This is a genomic window from Methylobacterium persicinum, assembly GCF_022179525.1.
Taxonomy (GTDB): Bacteria; Pseudomonadota; Alphaproteobacteria; order Rhizobiales; family Beijerinckiaceae; genus Methylobacterium; species Methylobacterium persicinum.
Window position 1 is genome coordinate 197,284 of record NZ_BPQX01000014.1, and the last position, 17,050, is coordinate 214,333.

Annotated in this window: 15 protein-coding genes; 7 read left to right on the forward strand and 8 right to left on the reverse strand. The window is 69.5% G+C overall.

The window, feature by feature from the left end; translation table 11 throughout:
* Positions 1-89: 89 nt before the first annotated feature.
* Positions 90-716, reverse strand: a complete 627-nt coding sequence (locus tag MFF22_RS05570) for an ANTAR domain-containing response regulator (RefSeq protein WP_238247980.1) — start codon at positions 714-716, stop codon at positions 90-92.
* Positions 713-1,867: a transporter substrate-binding domain-containing protein gene (locus tag MFF22_RS05575; protein ID WP_238248036.1), complete on the reverse strand. Its 1,155-nt coding sequence runs from the start codon at positions 1,865-1,867 to the stop codon at positions 713-715. The genes MFF22_RS05570 and MFF22_RS05575 overlap by 4 nt, the downstream gene beginning before the upstream one ends.
* 189 nt (positions 1,868-2,056) lie before the next feature.
* Here MFF22_RS05575 and MFF22_RS05580 point away from each other — a divergent pair, with 189 nt between their 5' ends.
* Positions 2,057-2,635, forward strand: a complete 579-nt coding sequence (locus MFF22_RS05580) for a glutathione peroxidase (RefSeq protein WP_238247981.1) — start codon at positions 2,057-2,059, stop codon at positions 2,633-2,635.
* Positions 2,636-2,786: 151 nt separating this feature from the next.
* On the forward strand, positions 2,787-3,782 hold the full coding sequence (locus MFF22_RS05585; protein WP_238247982.1) for a sensor histidine kinase: 996 nt from the start codon (positions 2,787-2,789) through the stop codon (positions 3,780-3,782).
* Here MFF22_RS05585 and nhaA read toward each other — a convergent pair.
* From nhaA to MFF22_RS05615, 6 genes are all read right to left on the reverse strand, one after another.
* A complete protein-coding gene (gene nhaA / locus MFF22_RS05590; protein ID WP_238247983.1) occupies positions 3,779-4,966 on the reverse strand; it encodes a Na+/H+ antiporter NhaA in 1,188 nt (395 codons plus the stop codon). The two genes, MFF22_RS05585 and nhaA, sit on opposite strands and share 4 nt — an antisense overlap.
* 71 nt (positions 4,967-5,037) lie before the next feature.
* A complete protein-coding gene (locus MFF22_RS05595) occupies positions 5,038-6,201 on the reverse strand; it encodes an acyl-CoA dehydrogenase family protein (protein WP_238247984.1) in 1,164 nt (387 codons plus the stop codon).
* A 116-nt stretch (positions 6,202-6,317) separates the two neighbouring features.
* The gene (locus MFF22_RS05600) at positions 6,318-7,892 is read right to left on the reverse strand and encodes an ABC transporter substrate-binding protein (protein WP_370877552.1); all 1,575 of its coding nucleotides are present in this window, start codon (positions 7,890-7,892) and stop codon (positions 6,318-6,320) included.
* A 118-nt stretch (positions 7,893-8,010) separates the two neighbouring features.
* Positions 8,011-9,135 (reverse strand): fumarylacetoacetate hydrolase family protein, encoded by a 1,125-nt coding sequence (locus tag MFF22_RS05605; protein ID WP_238247985.1) that lies wholly within the window; start codon positions 9,133-9,135, stop codon positions 8,011-8,013.
* 122 nt (positions 9,136-9,257) lie between these two features.
* Positions 9,258-10,631 (reverse strand): sensor histidine kinase, encoded by a 1,374-nt coding sequence (locus tag MFF22_RS05610; RefSeq protein ID WP_238247986.1) that lies wholly within the window; start codon positions 10,629-10,631, stop codon positions 9,258-9,260.
* Entirely contained in the window at positions 10,631-11,365 is a 735-nt protein-coding gene (locus tag MFF22_RS05615) for a response regulator (RefSeq protein WP_238247987.1), read from the reverse strand. The genes MFF22_RS05610 and MFF22_RS05615 overlap by 1 nt, the downstream gene beginning before the upstream one ends.
* A gap of 284 nt (positions 11,366-11,649) precedes the next feature.
* On the opposite strand from MFF22_RS05615, the gene MFF22_RS05620 reads away from it, so the two are divergent.
* The 5 genes from MFF22_RS05620 to urtE are packed head-to-tail and all read left to right on the forward strand — an operon-like array spanning position 11,650 to position 17,032.
* Positions 11,650-12,876: a transporter substrate-binding protein gene (locus MFF22_RS05620; RefSeq protein WP_238247988.1), complete on the forward strand. Its 1,227-nt coding sequence runs from the start codon at positions 11,650-11,652 to the stop codon at positions 12,874-12,876.
* Positions 12,869-14,518, forward strand: coding sequence for an urea ABC transporter permease subunit UrtB (gene urtB, locus MFF22_RS05625; RefSeq protein ID WP_238247989.1), 1,650 nt, complete (start codon positions 12,869-12,871; stop codon positions 14,516-14,518). The genes MFF22_RS05620 and urtB overlap by 8 nt, the downstream gene beginning before the upstream one ends.
* Positions 14,515-15,615, forward strand: a complete 1,101-nt coding sequence (urtC, locus tag MFF22_RS05630) for an urea ABC transporter permease subunit UrtC (RefSeq protein ID WP_238247990.1) — start codon at positions 14,515-14,517, stop codon at positions 15,613-15,615. Before urtB ends, urtC begins: the two co-directional genes overlap by 4 nt.
* Positions 15,612-16,322, forward strand: a complete 711-nt coding sequence (locus tag MFF22_RS05635) for an ATP-binding cassette domain-containing protein (RefSeq protein ID WP_238247991.1) — start codon at positions 15,612-15,614, stop codon at positions 16,320-16,322. The genes urtC and MFF22_RS05635 overlap by 4 nt, the downstream gene beginning before the upstream one ends.
* Positions 16,319-17,032, forward strand: coding sequence for an urea ABC transporter ATP-binding subunit UrtE (urtE, locus tag MFF22_RS05640; protein WP_238247992.1), 714 nt, complete (start codon positions 16,319-16,321; stop codon positions 17,030-17,032). The genes MFF22_RS05635 and urtE overlap by 4 nt, the downstream gene beginning before the upstream one ends.
* The last annotated feature ends 18 nt before the right edge of the window (positions 17,033-17,050 follow it).

The following is a 17,050-nucleotide window of genomic DNA, read 5'->3' on the forward strand; positions in this document are numbered from 1 at the left end:
ATCCTGCTGCGGGGCAACCTTGCCCGGTCCTCAGACGATAGCCGCAGTCTTGCAGAGAGCAAGCCGATAATTGCGGCAGGATGCTGCGATCAGGTCTTTTCCGCCAAAGCGATGCGCAGGCCGAGGCCGCTCATGGCCTCGTGGGCCGAGACCACGCCTTCGGCCACGCTCGCCATCGGCACCCGCGCGGCGGTGGCGCGGTCCCGCAGCATCTTGTAGGCCGCATCCTCGTCGATCCGGTTCAGCTCCACCAGCAGCCGGACCGCTTTCTCCACGGTGCGGCGACCCTTCATCGTCTCCTCGAGCCGGTTGATCTTGCTCGTCAGCCTGCCCTCGTAGCCCCGCCGGTAGCGGGCCAGGGCGAACTGGGTGAGGACACCCCGGGGATGGAGCGGCTTGTTCAACACGCCGTGGGCGTTGACGTCGGCAATGGCCTTCAGGGACGTCGGGCTCTCGTAGGCGACGATGGCGATGACGGCGGGCTCGGCCTCCTCGATGGAGGGCAGGAGATGCATCACCTGCGCGTCGTCGAGCTGGATGAACAGGGTGTCGATTTCCGCCGGCAGGGCGGCCGGCGGCGGCCAAGCCAGCGTCACGGTGCAGCCGAGGCGCCGGAGTTGCTCCACCAGCGCAGCGCCCTCCTCGTCGGACGGGTGGATGACGAGGGCCCGGGCCCGGCGCAGGTCGTCGAGGATCTTGCGGGCGGACGCGCTCAAGCGGCCATCCCCTCGTCCAGGGAGTTCGCCTCGAAGCGCGACCACGCCAGGTACGGGTCGGGCCGCACAGGGCGGCGCGCCCGCCAGACCACGTCGAACTGCCCGTCGGCCCGGGCGACACCGATGCCGGGCGTGAGCCAGATGTGCCGCGTCTCGCCGTCGAAGGCGAGGTCGCCCTCCGGCGCGGCGAGACGCTGCCGCAGCGCCGCCGCCCCGAGGCGCGCCGCATCGAGGGTGCCCACCTCCGCGAGGGCGCGGGCGAAGAGGTGGACCTGGGCATAGGCGGTCTCGGACCACATGCTGGTCGGCCGCTCGGCCCCGAACCGGGTCTGGAACGCCGCCACGAAACGCGCATTCTCCTCGCCCGCCAGGGCCCCGAGATAGGAGGCCGCCAGGACATGGCCACGGCACAGGTCGGGGCCGATGGCCCGGATCTGCCCCTCGGCCATGGTGAGGCTGGCGATGGGACAGCGGGCCCGGTCGATCCCGGATTGCGCATAGGCCCGGTACAGCCGTTCGGCCCCGCGCCCCACCACCGTCGAGAAAACCGCGTCCGGCGCGGCGTGGCGGATGGCGTCGACCATCGCGCCGTGGGCGGCATCGTCCCCGTCGAGGGGCGCGTAGAGTTCGCCGACCACCATCCCGCCCTTGGCCTCGACGAGGTCGCGCATCACCCGGTTCGACTCACGGGGGTAGATGTAATCGGAGCCGATCAGAAAGATGCGCTTGCCGTGCTCCTGCAGGAGATAATCGGCCAGCGCGAAGACGTTCTGGTTCAGGGTCGCGCCTGTATAGATGATGTTCTCCGAATACTCGAAGCCCTCGTAGATCGAAGGGTACCAGAGCAGACCGTTGTGTCGCTCGACGGTGGACAGCACCGACTTGCGGCTGGCCGACAGGGAGCAGCCGAACACGACCTCGGCCCCGTCCTCCGCGAGCATCCGCCGGGCGTAGGAGCGGTAGGCGTCGGTATCTCCGGCGGGATCGTAGCAGATGGGCTCGATGGCGCGCCCGAGCACGCCGCCGGCGGTGTTGATCTCCTCGATGGCGAGGGCGGTGCCGAGGAAGTGCTCGGTTTCCGTGATGCCGCTGACACCGCTGCGGGAAAACAGGACGCCGACACGCCACGTCGCTTCGTCCCTGCCGGCCATGGCATCCTCACCCGCGCCGGGGGGACGCCCCCAGCGGTTGCACATGTTGCCGTCCTATCCCAGTCGTGACGCCCTTGGAAAGCTGAGTGCGCGGCTGGTCCGCCGATGGACGCGGGCGCCGGATCGCCTAGATCCCATGGCTCGACCCCGGGTGGATTCTCCGACCCCCGTTCGCTTGGGAGATCAGGAATGTCCTCATCCTTCACCGGCGCCGTCCAGCGCCGTCAGATCCTCACGCTCCTCGGCCTGTCCCTGGTGGGCGGGTCGCGGGCAGCCCTGGCGGGAGAGGTCAAGGCCGGCGCCTTCGCCTTCGACAAGCCGGAGGGCGGCCGCCTCGCGCTGGCGGATCTCGCCGGCAAGCCGATCCTCGTCGTCAACACCGCGACCGCCTGCGGCTATGCGGGCCAATTCGTGGGGCTCCAGGGCCTCTGGACCCGGTTCGGCAACCGGGGCCTCACGGTGATCGCCGTGCCGTCGCCCGATTTCGGCAACCAGGAACCCCTGGACGGCGTCGCCATCGCGGAGGCGGCCCGCAGCAATTTCGGCGTCACCTTCCCGGTCGTGTCGAAGGTCCACGTAAAGGGACCGGCCGCCCATCCGTTCTACCGCTGGGCGGCGGCGGAGAAGCCGGGTGCCACGCCGGGTTGGAACTTCCACAAGTATCTCGTGGCCCGCGACGGCAACCTCCTTGCGGCCTTCCCCCATACGGTGGACCCCGCGGATCCCCGCATCATCACCGCCATCGCCAGCCAGCTTCCGGAAACGTGATCGCGCCGCCGGCCGGGGCTCTCGACCGGCTTTCGCGTTTCAGGGAAAAGTCGGCCGTGGGGAATCAGCTGCATTTAAGGGAGACCAGATGCCTAAACTGATCCGATATGCTTCTATAATTCCCTAGCGGCCCGTCCTATTCGCTGAGCACATGAGATCTGAGACACTCGAGACGGAAGCCGGCCCGACGGGCGGCGAGGCGTGGACGCTCGCGAATTTCAGCGAGATCATCCATCGGGGTGGCGTAGGCCTGTGGGCATGGGTACCCGAGCGCCGGCTCGCCCGGCTGGATGCGCTCTGCCGGGAATTCTGGGGCACGACCGAGACCTTCGTCGGCATCGACGAGCTGTTCTCCCGCGTGAATGCGGAGGACCGGGCCCCCATGATGGACGCTTGGGCCGCGAGCGCCACAAACCCGCAACCCTACAGCTTCGATTTTCGCATCGGCGAGGGGATCGGGGCGCGCTGGATCTCGGCGCGGGGCGTCGGCGGGGATGCCGGCCGGGTGGGAGACTGGCTCCACGCCATCTTCCTCGACGTCACCGAGCGCAAGCGCGCCGAGGAGGCTGAGAAACTGCTGACCGCGGAATTGGCACACCGGGTGTCGAACATGTTCAGCGTGGCGCGGGCGCTCACCAATATCGTTGCCCGGGAGGCGACGTCCGTTCCAGGCTTCACGGAGGATCTGTCGCGCCGGTTCACGGTCCTGCACGAAGCCACGACCCTGGCGATCCGGTCGCGCAAGCTCGATGCCGGAACCGTTCCGTTGCAGGACCTCGCCGAGCGCATCCTGGCGCCGTACCGTGACGGCGCCGAGATCCGCATCGCAATCGGCGACGACGCGGTCGTGACGCCCGATCGGGTCAACGACTACGCGATGATCTTCCACGAACTCGCCACCAACTCGGCCAAGTACGGGTGCCTGTCGTGCGGGGGGGCGCTGACCCTGAACGGAGGCGTGGCAAGCCGCGTGCTCAGCCTCACCTGGAAAGAGACGGTGGCGCAGGCGGTCGAAGCCCGGTCAGAGGGCAGCGGGTTCGGCTCTCGGTTGCTCCGCCAGACCATCGAGCGAAGCCTGGGCGGCCGCTTCAACCGCGTCATCGACGGCAACAGCCTGCACTTTGAGATGACCGTGCCAGCCGCTTAGGACGGGCGGGCCTTGGACGAGGCGAGGAGCAGCACCACCGCGCCGGCCAGGATGCAGGCGATGGACCCGGCCAGGACGCCGACCTTCGTCTCGGCTTCCAGGGCAGGTGCATCCGCGAAGGCGAGGAGCCCGATGAAAAGGCTCATGGTGAAACCCACCCCGCACAGGAGCGATACGCCGTAGATCTGGCCCCAGCCCGCATGGGCCGGGCGCTTCGCCAGCCCGGACTTCACGCAGGCCAGCACGAAACCGAACACACCGATCTGCTTGCCGACGAACAGGCCGAGCGCCACGCCCAGCGTCACCGGATCGAGCAGCATCGCCGGCTCGAAGCCCGCCAGGGATACCCCGGCATTGGCGAAGCCGAAGACCGGCAGAACTAAATAGGCTGACCAGGGGTGGAGGGCGTGTTCAAGGCGATGCAGGGGCGATTCCGGATCGTCGGGTCTGCCGGCACTGAGCCGGAGGGGAATCGTCAGAGCCAGGAGTACGCCCGCGATGGTGGCGTGGATGCCGGACTTCAGGACGAACACCCAGAGCACGGCACCAAGGAGCAGGTAGGGCCAGAGACGGGCGACGCCCGCCCTGTTCAGGCCGATGAGCAGGGCAAGGGTGACCCCTGCCCCCGCCAGCATCGGCAGCGACAGGCCGGAAGTGTAGAACGCCGCGATGATGAGGACGGCGCCGAGATCGTCGATGATGGCGAGCGCGGTCAGGAAGATCTTGAGGGACACCGGCACCCGCCGCCCGAGCAGGGCCAGGACGCCGAGGGCGAAGGCGATGTCCGTCGCCGCCGGGATCGCCCAGCCCCGCAGGGTCTCGGGCGAGGACCAGTTGACCGCGGCATAGACCAGGGCGGGCACGATCATGCCGCCCAGCGCCGCCATGCCGGGCAGGATGCGGTCGGGCCACGTCCGGAGGCGCCCGTCCAGGGTCTCGCGCTTAATCTCCAGCCCGACGAGCAGGAAGAACAGCGCCATCAGGCCGTCGTTGATCCAATGCAGGACGCTGAGCGGCCCGAGATGGGCATGGAGCGCAGCGAAGTAAGTTTTCGCGATGGGCGAGTTGGCGACGGCGAGGGCCAGCGCCGCGCTGGCCATCAGGACGAGCCCTCCGCCAGCTTCGCTGGTCAGCAGGTCGCGCAGGGCCGAGGCCGGTCTGCGAATCGGGTGCGGTGCATGCATGTCGGCGGGGTGCCAAGGATACACCGCCGGTGCAACCCGCCTTTGACTGAATTCGTCCGGCTGCCGGATCCTCAGAAGGACCGGGGCAGCCCGAGGATGTGCTCCGCGACGTAGGACAGGATCAGGTTCGTGGAGATTGGCGCCACCTGATAGAGGCGCGTCTCGCGGAACTTGCGTTCCACATAGTATTCGGCAGCGAAGCCGAAGCCGCCGTGAAACTGGATGCAGGCATTGGCCGCCTCCCACGACGCCTTGGCCGCCAAGTACTTGGCCATGTTGGCCTGCGCGCCGCAGGGCTCCCCCGCATCGTAGAGGCGGCAGGCCTCGTAGCGCATGAGGTTGGCCGCCTCGATCTCGATGAAGCTCTCGGCGATGGGAAACTGGACGCCCTGGTTCTGGCCGATCGGGCGGCCGAACACGGTCCGCTCCTTGGTGTAGGCCGTGACCCTGTCGATGAACCAGTAGCCGTCCCCGATGCATTCGGCGGCGATGAGGGCGCGCTCGGCATTGAGGCCGGTGAGGATGTACTTGAACCCCTGCCCTTCCTCGCCGATCAGGTTTTCGGCGGGTATCTCCAAATCGTCAAAGAACAGTTCGTTGGTCTCATGGTTGACCATGTTGAGGATCGGCCGGACCGTCATGCCCTTCTTTACCGCCTCGTGCAGGTCGACGATGAAGATCGACATGCCTTCCGATTTCTTCTTCACCTGATCGAGGGGGGTGGTCCGTGCCAGAAGAATCATCAGGTCCGAATGCTGGACGCGGGAGATCCACACCTTCTGGCCGTTGATGACGTAGCGGTCTCCCTTGCGGACGGCCGTCGTCTTGATCCGCGTGGTGTCGGTGCCGGCGGTGGGCTCGGTGACGCCCATGGATTGCAGGCGCAATTCGCCCGCGGCGATCCTCGGCAGGTAGGTCCGCCGCTGTTCCTCCGATCCGTGCCGGACGAGGGTGTTCATGTTGTACATCTGCCCATGGCAGGCGCCGGAATTGCCCCCCGAGCGGTTGATCTCTTCCATGATGACGGAGGCTTCCGTCAGCCCGAGGCCCGAACCGCCATAGGCCTCCGGGATGAGGGCGGCCATCCAGCCGGCCTTGGTCAGGGCATCGACGAACTCTTCCGGGTAGCCCCGCTTCTCATCGATCCGGCGATGGTACTCGGCGGGGAAGTCGGCGCAGAGGGCGCGGACCGCCTCGCGGATCTCCCCGTGGCTGCCGTGATCGATCGTCTGCATCGCGCGCTCCTCCCGCTGACAACTTCACCTAGAGGGGAAACGCCCTCCGGTCAGCCTCTCGCGGGACGGGCGAAGCGCCCCAGGGGGGCCGCCTCTTGCAGCGGCCCCTTTTGCCCTCACCCCTTCTTCACGTTCCAGAACACCGGGACGCCTTCGAGCACACCCGTCAGGGACGGCTTGAACGAGGTCTGCACGAAGTACTGGCCGAGGGGCAGGTACGGCAAATCCGTGAAGGCCTGCTTCTGGATCTCGGCGGCGATGGTCTTCTGCTCGCCTAGGCCCGGCGCGTCGAGCCACTGGGCGCGCAGGGCCTCGATCCGTTCGCTTGTCGGCCAGCCGATGGCGGCGCTCTGGCCGTTGCCCCGCAGGAAGGAGCTGACCGCCGGGCTCGCCTGATCCAGACCCGCCCAGAAGGTGCAGAAGGCGTTCCAGCCACCCTGCGAGATCGGGTCCTTCTTGGCCCGACGCTGGACTACGGTACCCCAGTCCATGACCTGATAGTCGACGTTGAAGCCCGTCCGGGTCAGCATGTCGGCGGCGACGTCGGCGAGCGCCTTCAGGGTCGGGAAGTCCGAGGCGCCCATCAGCACCACCTTCTCGCCGTTGTAACCCGCCGCGGCGAGTTCCTTCTTCGCCGCCGCGAAGTCGCGCTTGGCGGTCAGGGCCTCGAGCCCCGCGTCGTTCGCCATGGGCAGCTTCGGGCAGAAATAGCCGACGGGGGTATAGATTAGCTTGGGGTCGTCCCCTGTCACCGCCTGCATGAAGTCGGTCTGTTGCACGACCTTCAGGAGCACCTTGCGGATCGCCGGGTTGTCGAAGGGCGGGAGGAGCTGGTTCATCCGCAGCGTGCCGATGAGTCCCGTCGGATCGTTGATCCGCGTCGTCAGGCCGGACAGGGTCGGCACGAGGTCGGCCTGGGGCTGCTCCCACCAGTCCATCTCCCCGGTCTGCATGGCCGAGGCGGCGGTGGCTTGGTCGGGGATGATCGTCCACTCGACCCGATCGACGTAGGCGCGCTTCGGGCCGGAGGTCCATTGCGGCTCGCCCCCCTCGCGGGGGACATAGCCGTCGAACCTCTCGTAGACGACCCGGGCGCCGACGATGCGCTCGTCCGCCTTGAAGCGGAACGGGCCGCTGCCGACCATCTCCGTCACCTGCGTGAACGCGTCGGTCTTGGCGAGCCGCTCCGGCATGATGGCGCAGATCGAGGAGCCGACCTTCCCGAGCGCATCGGGCAAAAGCGCGAACGGCTTCTTGAGGCGGAACCGGATGGTGGTGTCGTCGGGGGCGGACAGTTCGTCCGTGTAGCTCATGAGCGTCTGGCCCATGGCATCGCGCTTGCCCCACCGGGCGATGCTGGCGACGCAATCCCGGGCGAGGACCGGCGTCCCGTCATGGAATTTCAGGCCGGGCCGGAGGGTCAGCCGCCACTCCTTGCCCTCGTTCTCGACCACATGCCCCGACACCATCTGGGGCTGGGCCCGGAAGCGGGCATCGAGGCCGTAGAGCGTGTCGAACACCGCCAGACCGTGGTTGCGGGTCACGTAGGCCGTCGTCCAGACAGGATCGAGCACCGTGAGGTCGGCCTGTGGGATGAACTTGAGGACCCGGGAGCCCGCGCCCTGAGCCAGGGCTGGGGTGGCCAGCGCCGCGGCGCCGGACACGGCCATGAAACGTCGTCTGTTCAGCACGGTGACTCGCTCCGTTTGGGTCAGCGCGGAAGCGTAGCATGGGCCGGGCCAGCATCATGGCGGCCCGGCGCCGGCGCCGTCCCCGCCAGGGGCGACGTCGGCCGTCGTCCACGACTTTTCAGCGGGCGGCGGGGCGTGCGAGCAGGCCGCGTTCGGCGAGGTTGCGCATCAGCGCGCCAATGCCCTCGGTCCAGGGGGCGGCGGCCTTCGAGGTCGTGACGCGGTTGACCAAGCGGCCGAGCCGGGGGCTCTCGATCGTCACGAGGTCGCCGACCTTGTGCGTGAAGCCCCGGCCCGGCTCGTCCCGGTCCTGGATCGGCGCGAACAGGGTGCCGAGGAAGAGCACGAACCCGTCCGGGTACTGGTGCTCGCTCATTGCCTGCCGGACCAGATCGAGGGGATCCCGGCTGATCTGGTTCATCGCGCTCGTTCCCTTGAGGCTGAACCCGTCCTCTCCCTCGACCAGCAGTTCGAGCTCGGCGTTGCGGACGTCGTCCATCGTGAAGCTATCGTCGAACAGCCTCACCAGCGGGCCGAGGGAGCAGGAGGCGTTGTTGTCCTTGGCTTTCCCGAGCAGCAGGGCCGAGCGGCCCTCGAAATCCCGGAGGTTGACGTCGTTGCCCAGCGTCGCCCCCACCGGCGTGCCGTTGCTCGCCACCAGCAGCACGATCTCCGGCTCCGGGTTATTCCACGTCGAGTCCGAGCGGATCCCGATCTCGGCGCCCCAGCCCACCGTCGAGAGGACCGGGGACTTGGTGAAGATCTCGGCATCGGGGCCGATCGCGACTTCCAAGTACTGGGACCAGAGACCGTCTTCGATCAGGGCCCGCTTGAGCATGGCGGCGCCGTCGCTGCCCGGGACCACCGTCCGAAGGCCGCCGCCGATCCGGCCTTCGAGCCGGGAGCGCAGGCCCGCCGCGGCGGAGGGGTCGCCGTCGGCCCGCTCCTCAATCACCCGTTCCAGGGTGGAGGTGGCGAAGGTCACCCCGGCGGCCTTGACGCATTGGAGGTCGATCGGGCTCAGGATCGCCAGCCCATCCGGCCCTTCGATCGGCCGGCCGCCCTCCGCCGAGAAATGCCCCGCCTCGATCAGGGCGGACACCGTGGGGGCCACCGCCGCCATATCGTAGACGCGGCCCTTCTCGACGATGATCGGGGACGGCCCTCCGGGACGCTGAACCCGCCCGAGAAACCGGCCCTCTTCCCAGTCCGCCGGGAATGCATCCGCCGCGAATGACGCCATGCGTGCCGCTCCTGCCGTACCGTGCGCTCGATGGAGCAAGGGTCCCGGGCGGGCGGGCGCTGTCAAGCTCGAGCCGGGGGACAGACCCGCGTTCTGTCATCCTGCGGATGGCGCCGGGCGCGTCAGGCGAGCGCCGGCAGGGTCATCACGAACCGCGCCCCGCCGGATGGGGCGGCCTCCGCGACGATGGTGCCCCCATGCGCCTCGGCGATCTGGCGGGCGATGGCGAGGCCGAGCCCGGTGCCGCCGGTCTGGCGGTTCCGCGACCGCTCGACCCGGTAGTACGGGCTGAACACCCGGGCGCGTTCCGCCTCCGGGATGCCCGGCCCGTCATCCTCGACCACGACCAGGCAGGCCGGCCCCGCGCGTCGGACCGCGACGGCGACCGACGAGCGCCCAAACTTCACCGCGTTGCCGATGAGGTTTGCGATCACCCGGCGCAGGGCGACCGCATCACCGGCCACGGTCGCGTCCGGAATGTCGTCCCCCGCCAGGGTGATGGGGGTACCCTGTGCCTCGTGCTCGGCGACCTCGGCCGCCACGAGGTCGGCGAGGTCCACCGGGGAGCGTCCGACCTCGGCGGCGGTCCCGTGGGCGAAGCCGAGGGACGTCTCGATGAGGGCGGTCATCGTGTCGAGATCCTTCACGAGCAGGTCCCGCCGCTCCGTCTCGGCGACGCCCTCGGCCCGCAGGCGCATCCGCGTCAGGTAGGTCTTGAGGTCGTGGGAGATGGCGCCGATCAGCATCGAGCGCTCGCCCATCAGCCCGACGATGCGCTCCTGCATCGCCTGGACCGCCTGGGCGAGGCGCCGGATCTCCGGAGCGCCCGTAGGGGCCGGGGCCGGTTCGGCGGCCCGGCCGTCGAACCGGGAGACCGCCTCGGTCAGCCGGCGCAGGGGCGCGAGTTCGTGCCGCGCCCCGACGGTGACGACGCCTGCCACGGCCACGCCGAGGATCGCCACCCACAGGCTTAAGGGCTGTCCGAGCAGCCACGGCATGAGGGAATGATGCCCCTTCACCGTGGAGATGACGAGGGTCTTCCCGTCCGGCAGCTGGTAGGTGGCCTCGGCGAGGCTGCCGATCGGCCGGTTCGGTCGGCCGTTCAGGAGATCTGTGGGACCGCCGCCGCGACGGAGCATATCGGGCTCCGTGAAGGCGCGGACGCCCTCGGACCCGGCGCCCGCCAGCCGGTGGAGGCGCGCTTCGAGGAAGGGCTCGCGGATCAGCGCGGCGTCGTCGGGAGGCGCGTCCACGATCTCGGCCCTCAGGGCCGCGCCGTTCACCGCCCGGAGGATCGCCGGCCGCTGCGCCGGATCCGCATCCCGCACGAGGGCCACGATGCCCGCCGCCTGATCGAGGCGGTTGAAGCGCGCGCCGTTGGGCGTGGGCTCCTGGCTGCGCTGCCACCGGTCGATGCCGAAGGTCGCGACGACGAGCAGGGAGAGGGCGCCCATCAGGACCAGCATGATCCGCCCGAGAAGACTGATGCGCGCCATCAGGGGGATCCGGCCTTGACTGGGGCGGCCAGGATGTAGCCGGCGTTGCGCACGGTCTTGATCAGAGCCGACGCGCCGCTGCCCGAGGCATCGAGCTTATGCCGCAGGCGGCTGACCTGCACGTCGATGGTCCGGTCGAACGTGTCGGCCGTGCGGCCCCGCGTCCAATCTAGGAGCTGGTCGCGGGACAGCACCCGCTGGGGCCGGGTGACGAAGCAATGGAGCAGGTCGTACTCCGCACTGGTCAGCGGGATTTCCGTAGCGGGCTCCCCGGTGGTAACGGTGCGGCCTGCCGGGTCGATGACGAGGTCGGCGACCCTCAGGCGTTCAGGCAGGCTCTCGGGAGCCTGGGCGCCGGTCCCGGCAGCGCGGCGCAGAACCGCGCGGACCCGGGCGAGCAGCACCCGCGGGTTGAACGGCTTGGAGACGTAGTCGTCCGCGCCCATTTCCAGGCCAAGCACCCGGTCGATGTCCTCATCCTTGGCGGTCAGCATGATGACCGGCGGGCCGCCCCTGTCGCGCAGGCGCCGGCAGATCGACAGGCCGTCCTCGCCCGGAAGCATCCAGTCGAGCACGACCAGGGCCGGGGCGGGCCCGCTCGCGAGGAGCCGGTCGAGGCTGGCGCCGCCGTCGAGGGCCACGGCGCGGAACCCCTCCCCCTCCAGATAGCCAGCGAGCTGGCTGCGGATGTCGTCGTCGTCCTCGACGATGGCGATGATGGTGCCGTCGGTCATGCCCCGGAGGATAGGCCGGCGCGAGGGGCCTGCAATGGAGAGAAGGCCGCCGTCACAAAACGTTACAGGATACTGGTCCGGCATCGCGTTCCAAAAGGAACCGGCCCTCGCCCGAACAGGCGGCAACCGCAATTTTTACGTTCTCGCGGGCAGGCCGCCCGTTCCGCGCGCAAGTGCTGCCAATATGCGCAAGTCCTTCGCCGCCCTGCGGACTCTTTGACCTTCCTGTCGTCCGGCCGCGGACCGACAATCGGACGCTCAATTCAAGAGGGGCTCTGGGGTCGATGACGCATCTCACGCGGCGAAGCTTCGTCGGCACGGCGGCGCTGCTCGCGGCACCGGCCATCATCCGGCCGGCCTTCGCCGCCGACACCGTCAAACTCGGCTGCCTGTTCTCCTCGTCGGGCACGATGGCCAACATCGAGGGCCGGCTGAACTACGTGGTTCGCATGGCCGCGGACGAGATCAACGGCCGCGGCGGCGTCAACGGCAAACAGATCGAGGTGCTGACCTCCGACCCTGCCTCGGACTGGCCGCTCTACGCGCAGGTCGGCCGGCAGATGCTTCAGCAGGAGAAGGTGGCGGCCCTGTTCGGCTGCTGGACCTCCGTATCGCGCAAGTCGGTTCTGCCGGTGGTCGAGCAGAACGACGGTCTGTTGTTCTACCCACTGCATTTCGAGGGCGATGAAAACAGCAAGAACGTCGTCTACGTGAACTCGCCCCCGGCCAGTTCCGTGCTCCCGGCGGTCGATTACCTGATGGGTCAGGAGGGCGTCGGCGCGAAGCGCTTCTTCATGATCGGCTCGGACTACGTCTGGCCCCGCACCATCAACAAGCAACTGAAGGGCTACTGGAAGAGCAAGGGCATTCCCGAAAGCGCGTGGCGCGAGGAATACGTGCCGTTCGGTTTCTCGAACTTCCAGACCCTGGTGAACCAGGTCCGCAGCTTCGCGAGCCAGCCCGGGGGACAGCCGATCGTGGTGCTTACCGTGGTCGGATCCTCCATCCCCGACTTCCTGCGGGAATTCGCCAACCAGGGCATCAGCGCCACCGACGTGCCGATCCTCGGCCTCGACATGGTGGAGGCGGATCTCGAAGGGCTCGATACCGGCAAGCTGGTCGGCCACCTCAATTGCTGGGCCTATCTCCAGGCCGCCAAGGGCGAGCGGAACACCAAGTTCCTCGCCGACTGGGCCGCCTACGTGAAGGCCAAGAACGTGCCGTTCAGCGCCGACACGGTGATCGATCCGATGGTGTCGGCCTACGACAGCGTCCACCTCTGGGCTCTCGCCGCCGCCAAGGCCGGATCCTTCGCGGTGCCGGATGTCCGCGGCGCCTTCGCGGGCCTCAGCTTCGACGATCCGTCCGGCTACACGCTGAGCATGACCGGGGACAACAACTACGTCTCCCGCGGCGTCTTCATCGGTTCGGTCAACGAGAAGCGCGGCTTCGACGTGCTCTGGCAGTCTCCGAACGCCCCGAAGCCGGTCCCCTTCAGCCCCTATGGCTGATCCGGGACGGCGTTCCCCCAAGGTACTCCTGGCGCTCTCGGCGCTCCTGACGTTCTGGTGTCTGGCGGTCTGTGCGGTTCCGGCCTCTGCCGCGCCCCTCGACAGGGCCCGGTTCACGGCGGATCTGTGCGGCGACGCCGCCGGGCAGGTCCGCGGCGCCGAGAGCCTCGTTCAGGCCGGCGGGGATCTGGCCGCGGACGACCTCGCCTATGCCGGTCGGCTCCTCGGTGCGCTGGCGGAGCGTCGCCTCGCCTGCCCGGCGGAGGGCGCCGTCCTCTTCGACCGACCGGGGGCCCCCGAGGGACGCGATGCGCTCACCGGCGCGGTTCGCCCGGTCGCCGAGACGCGCGCACCGGTCCTCGGCCTGCGCCAGCGCGCGGCTGTGGAGACCGCCCGCGGCACCGTCGCCCTGCTCACCGGCCCGGATCCGGCATCCCGCGCCGCCGGCCTTTCGGTCCTAGAGCGGCGCATCGCCACCGTCCCGGCGGCTTTGCTCGACCGGGCGCGGGACGCGGAGACGGATGCCTCCCTCAAGGGGACGATCGCCGGCCTCGCCCAGGCGGCGGCGCTGTCCTCGCCCGATCCGGCCCGGCGCCGGGCGGCCATCGCCGCCGTGGCCGCAAGCCCGTCCGGGACCGCCGCGGCACGGCTTGAGGCCCTGAAGGGCGATCCCGCCTACGCCAGCGATCCGGCCTTCCGGGCGGCCCTCGATGCGGGCCTCGCCCAGGTCGGGCGCGCCGTGGCGGTCGGGAACGCCCTCGCGATCCTCTACAACGGGCTGAGCTTTGCCAGCATCCTGTTCATGGCGGCGGCCGGACTCGCGATCATCTTCGGGCTGATGGGGGTGATCAACCTCGCCCAGGGCGAGTTCATCATGCTCGGCGCCTACGCCACCTACGGCGTGCAGGAGGCGTTCCGGCGCTTCGCCCCCGCTCAGCTCGACCTATACCTGTTCGCCGCCATCCCGGTGGCCTTCCTGGCGGTCGCCCTGGTAGGCATCGCCGTCGAGGCGCTGATCCTGCGCCACCTCTACAAGCGCCCGCTGATGAGCCTGCTGGCCACGTGGGCGGTGAGCCTATTCCTCGTGAACCTCGTCCGCGTGGGCGTCGGCACCCAGAACCTGCAATTCACGATGCCTGCCTACGTCAGCGGCGGGATCCCGCTCTACGCCGACTTCGTCATCACCTGGAACCGGCTGTTCGCCATCGGCTTCGCGGCGGCCACCCTGGCGCTGACCCTCCTGATCCTGCGCCGGACGCCGCTGGGGCTCGACATCCGCGCCGTGACCCAGAACCGCGACATGGCCGCCTGCCTCGGCCTGCCCACCCGCCGCATCGACCGCCTCGCCTTCGGCCTGGGCTCGGGCCTCGCCGGCCTCGCCGGGGTAGCCCTGTGCCCGATCTACAGCGTCAATCCCGGCATGGGGTCCGGCTTCATCGTCGATAGCTTCATGGTCGTGGTGCTGGGCGGCGTGGGCAGCCTCGCGGGGACGCTGGTGGCGGCCCTCGGGGTCGGGGGCGCCAACGTGCTGATCGAGCCGATCTCGGGGGCGGTCGCCGCCAAGGTGATCGTGCTCGTGGGGATCATCCTGTTCCTGCAGCGGCGGCCCGAGGGCCTGTTCGCGGTGAGGCGGCGGCGATGAGCGGCGCCGTACAGACCGCCCTCGCGCCGCTGGGCGGACCCGCCCGACGCGCGCTGCGCGATCCCCTGGTGGCCGGGCTGGTGGGGCTCTGCCTCGCGGCTGCGGCGGCCCTCCTCGTGGCGCCCCCCGCCCCGTTCCTCGTCAACGTCCTCGGCCAGCTTGCCGCCTTCGCGATCCTCGCCGTCGCCCTCGATCTCGTCTGGGGCTACCTCGGCATCCTCAGCCTGGGGCATGGCCTGTTTTTCGCGATCGGCGGCTACGTCTGCGCCATGCATCTGCTGGCGCACGGCGCCGCCGTCACCGGCGTCCTGCCGGACTTCGTGCAGTTCATGGGCTGGAAGAGCCTGCCGGCTTATTGGTTCGGCCTCGACCACGCGCCCTACGCCTTCGTCCTTGCCCTGGCGGTCGCCGGGCTCGTCGCCTTCGTGTTCGGGCTCGCCTCGTTCCGCTCGCGGGTCAACGGCGTCTACTTCTCGATCATCAGCCAAGCCCTGGTCTACGTCGCGATGCTGCTGATGTACCGCAACGATACCGGGCTCGGCGGCAACAACGGCATGACAGGCTTCCCCCTGCTCTTCGGCTGGCCGATGGGATCCCCCGGTGTCGTCACCGGCCTCGCGGTCGCGGCGCTCGTGACGTTGGCGGCGGTGCTGACGGGGACGCGCCTCCTCGTCGGCAGCGCCATTGGACGGCGGATGCTCGCCTGCCGCGACGACGAGACCCGCCTGCGCACGCTCGGCTACAGCACCACCCGGCTGAAGCTCGGGATCTGGTGCCTCTCGGCCATGATCGCGGCCCTCGCCGGCATCCTCTACGTCCCGCAGGTCGGCATCATCAATCCGCGGGTGCTCGCCCCCGACCTCTCCATCGAGATCGCCGTCTGGGTGGCGATCGGCGGCCTCGGACGCCTGGGCGGGGCGGTGATCGGCGCCGTCCTCGTGAACGGCCTGAAGTTCTGGCTCAGCGCCGCGATGCCGGACGCGTGGCCCTTCATCCTGTCCGGATTGGTGCTCCTCGTGGTGCTGGTCCTGCCCAACGGCCTCCTCGATCTCGTGAGCTGGCGCCCGCGTCCGACCTGGCTGGGGGGGCAGCGATGAGCGCCCTCGTCGTCGAGGCTCTGACCGTCGCCTTCGGCCGCTTCACGGCCCTCGACGCCGTCTCCCTCGCCGTCGATCCCGGCGAGGTGCGGGCCGTGATCGGCCCGAACGGGGCCGGCAAGACCACCCTGCTCGATGTGATTTCCGGCATCACCAAGCCGGTCTCCGGCCGGGTGATGCTCGGCGATACCCTCGACCTGACCAAGTGCTCCGAGGCCGAGATCGCCCGGGCGGGCGTCCGGCGGAAGTTCCAGAAGCCCAGCGTGTTCCCTGCCCTCACCGTGCGTGAGAACCTGGAGATCGGCTGCGGCCCCGCCCTGAGCCCGGGGGAGCGCCCGGCCCGGATCGCCTCCGTCCTCGGGGAGACCGGCCTCGCGCCCAGGGCCCAGGCGCTCGCGGGGAGCCTCGCCCACGGCGAGAAACAGTGGCTGGAGATCGGCATGGTCCTGGCTGCCGAACCTGCCCTCCTCCTCCTGGACGAGCCGGTGGCGGGCCTCTCCGACGCCGAGACGGCCCATACCGCCGCCCTGATCCGGGGGCTGCGCAGGCCGGACCGGGCCGTCGTGGTGATCGAGCACGACATGGGCTTCGTCGAGGCCATCGCGGACCGGGTCACGGTGCTGCACGAGGGCCGGACTCTCTACGAGGGCAGCATGCATGGTGCCCGTGGCGATGCCCGCGTGATCGAGGTCTTCCTCGGCCGATGACCGATGCCCCCGCCCCCGCCAGCCTCTTCGTCGAGGGGCTCGACCAGCATTACGGCAGTGCGCAGGTTCTGCGCGGGGTCGGCCTCGCCGTCGAGCCGGGCGCCTGCCTCGCCGTGCTCGGGCGCAACGGCGCGGGCAAGACCACGCTGCTGCGCTGCCTGACCGGTCTGATCCCGGCGAGCCGTGGGCGGATCGCCCTCGACGGGACTGAACTAACCCGCCTGTCTTCCGACCGGCGGGCCCGGTCGGGCCTCGCCTACGTGCCGCAGGGCCGGGAGATCTTTTCCGAACTCACGGTCGCGGAGAACCTGCGGGTGGCCGCCAGGGCCCACGGGCTGGACCGGTCCGGGTCGGTCGATGAGGCGGTCGCCCTGTTCCCGGCGCTCCGCGGTCTCTGGCACCGCCCCGGCGGCAACCTCTCCGGCGGCCAGCAGCAGCAACTCGCCATCGCCCGGGCCCTGGCGACGCGGCCCCGCGCCCTTCTCCTCGACGAGCCGACAGAGGGGATCCAGCCCTCGATCGTCGCCGCCATCGAAACGGTGATCGCCGGGCTGAAGGGCCGGATCACGGTGCTCCTCGTGGAGCAGTACCTCGATTTCGCGCTGCGGGTCGCCGACACCGTGGTGGTGCTCTCCCGGGGCAGCGTGGTGGAGCGCGGCGATCCTGCTTCGCTGACCCACGAGACGCTCGCCCGCCACATCGCCGTCTGACAGGACCAGAAGGAGGCC

Coding starts and splice junctions, on each gene's coding strand:
- urtB (WP_238247989.1), top strand. CDS start 12,869: ATGGCTGATCCGGGACGGCGTTCCCCCAAGGTACTCCTGGCGCTCTCG.
- MFF22_RS05605 (WP_238247985.1), bottom strand. CDS start 9,135: ATGGCGTCATTCGCGGCGGATGCATTCCCGGCGGACTGGGAAGAGGGC.
- MFF22_RS05595 (WP_238247984.1), bottom strand. CDS start 6,201: ATGCAGACGATCGATCACGGCAGCCACGGGGAGATCCGCGAGGCGGTC.
- MFF22_RS05635 (WP_238247991.1), top strand. CDS start 15,612: ATGAGCGCCCTCGTCGTCGAGGCTCTGACCGTCGCCTTCGGCCGCTTC.
- nhaA (WP_238247983.1), bottom strand. CDS start 4,966: ATGCATGCACCGCACCCGATTCGCAGACCGGCCTCGGCCCTGCGCGAC.
- MFF22_RS05610 (WP_238247986.1), bottom strand. CDS start 10,631: ATGGCGCGCATCAGTCTTCTCGGGCGGATCATGCTGGTCCTGATGGGC.
- MFF22_RS05580 (WP_238247981.1), top strand. CDS start 2,057: ATGTCCTCATCCTTCACCGGCGCCGTCCAGCGCCGTCAGATCCTCACG.
- MFF22_RS05575 (WP_238248036.1), bottom strand. CDS start 1,867: ATGGCCGGCAGGGACGAAGCGACGTGGCGTGTCGGCGTCCTGTTTTCC.
- MFF22_RS05620 (WP_238247988.1), top strand. CDS start 11,650: ATGACGCATCTCACGCGGCGAAGCTTCGTCGGCACGGCGGCGCTGCTC.
- urtC (WP_238247990.1), top strand. CDS start 14,515: ATGAGCGGCGCCGTACAGACCGCCCTCGCGCCGCTGGGCGGACCCGCC.
- urtE (WP_238247992.1), top strand. CDS start 16,319: ATGACCGATGCCCCCGCCCCCGCCAGCCTCTTCGTCGAGGGGCTCGAC.
- MFF22_RS05615 (WP_238247987.1), bottom strand. CDS start 11,365: ATGACCGACGGCACCATCATCGCCATCGTCGAGGACGACGACGACATC.
- MFF22_RS05585 (WP_238247982.1), top strand. CDS start 2,787: ATGAGATCTGAGACACTCGAGACGGAAGCCGGCCCGACGGGCGGCGAG.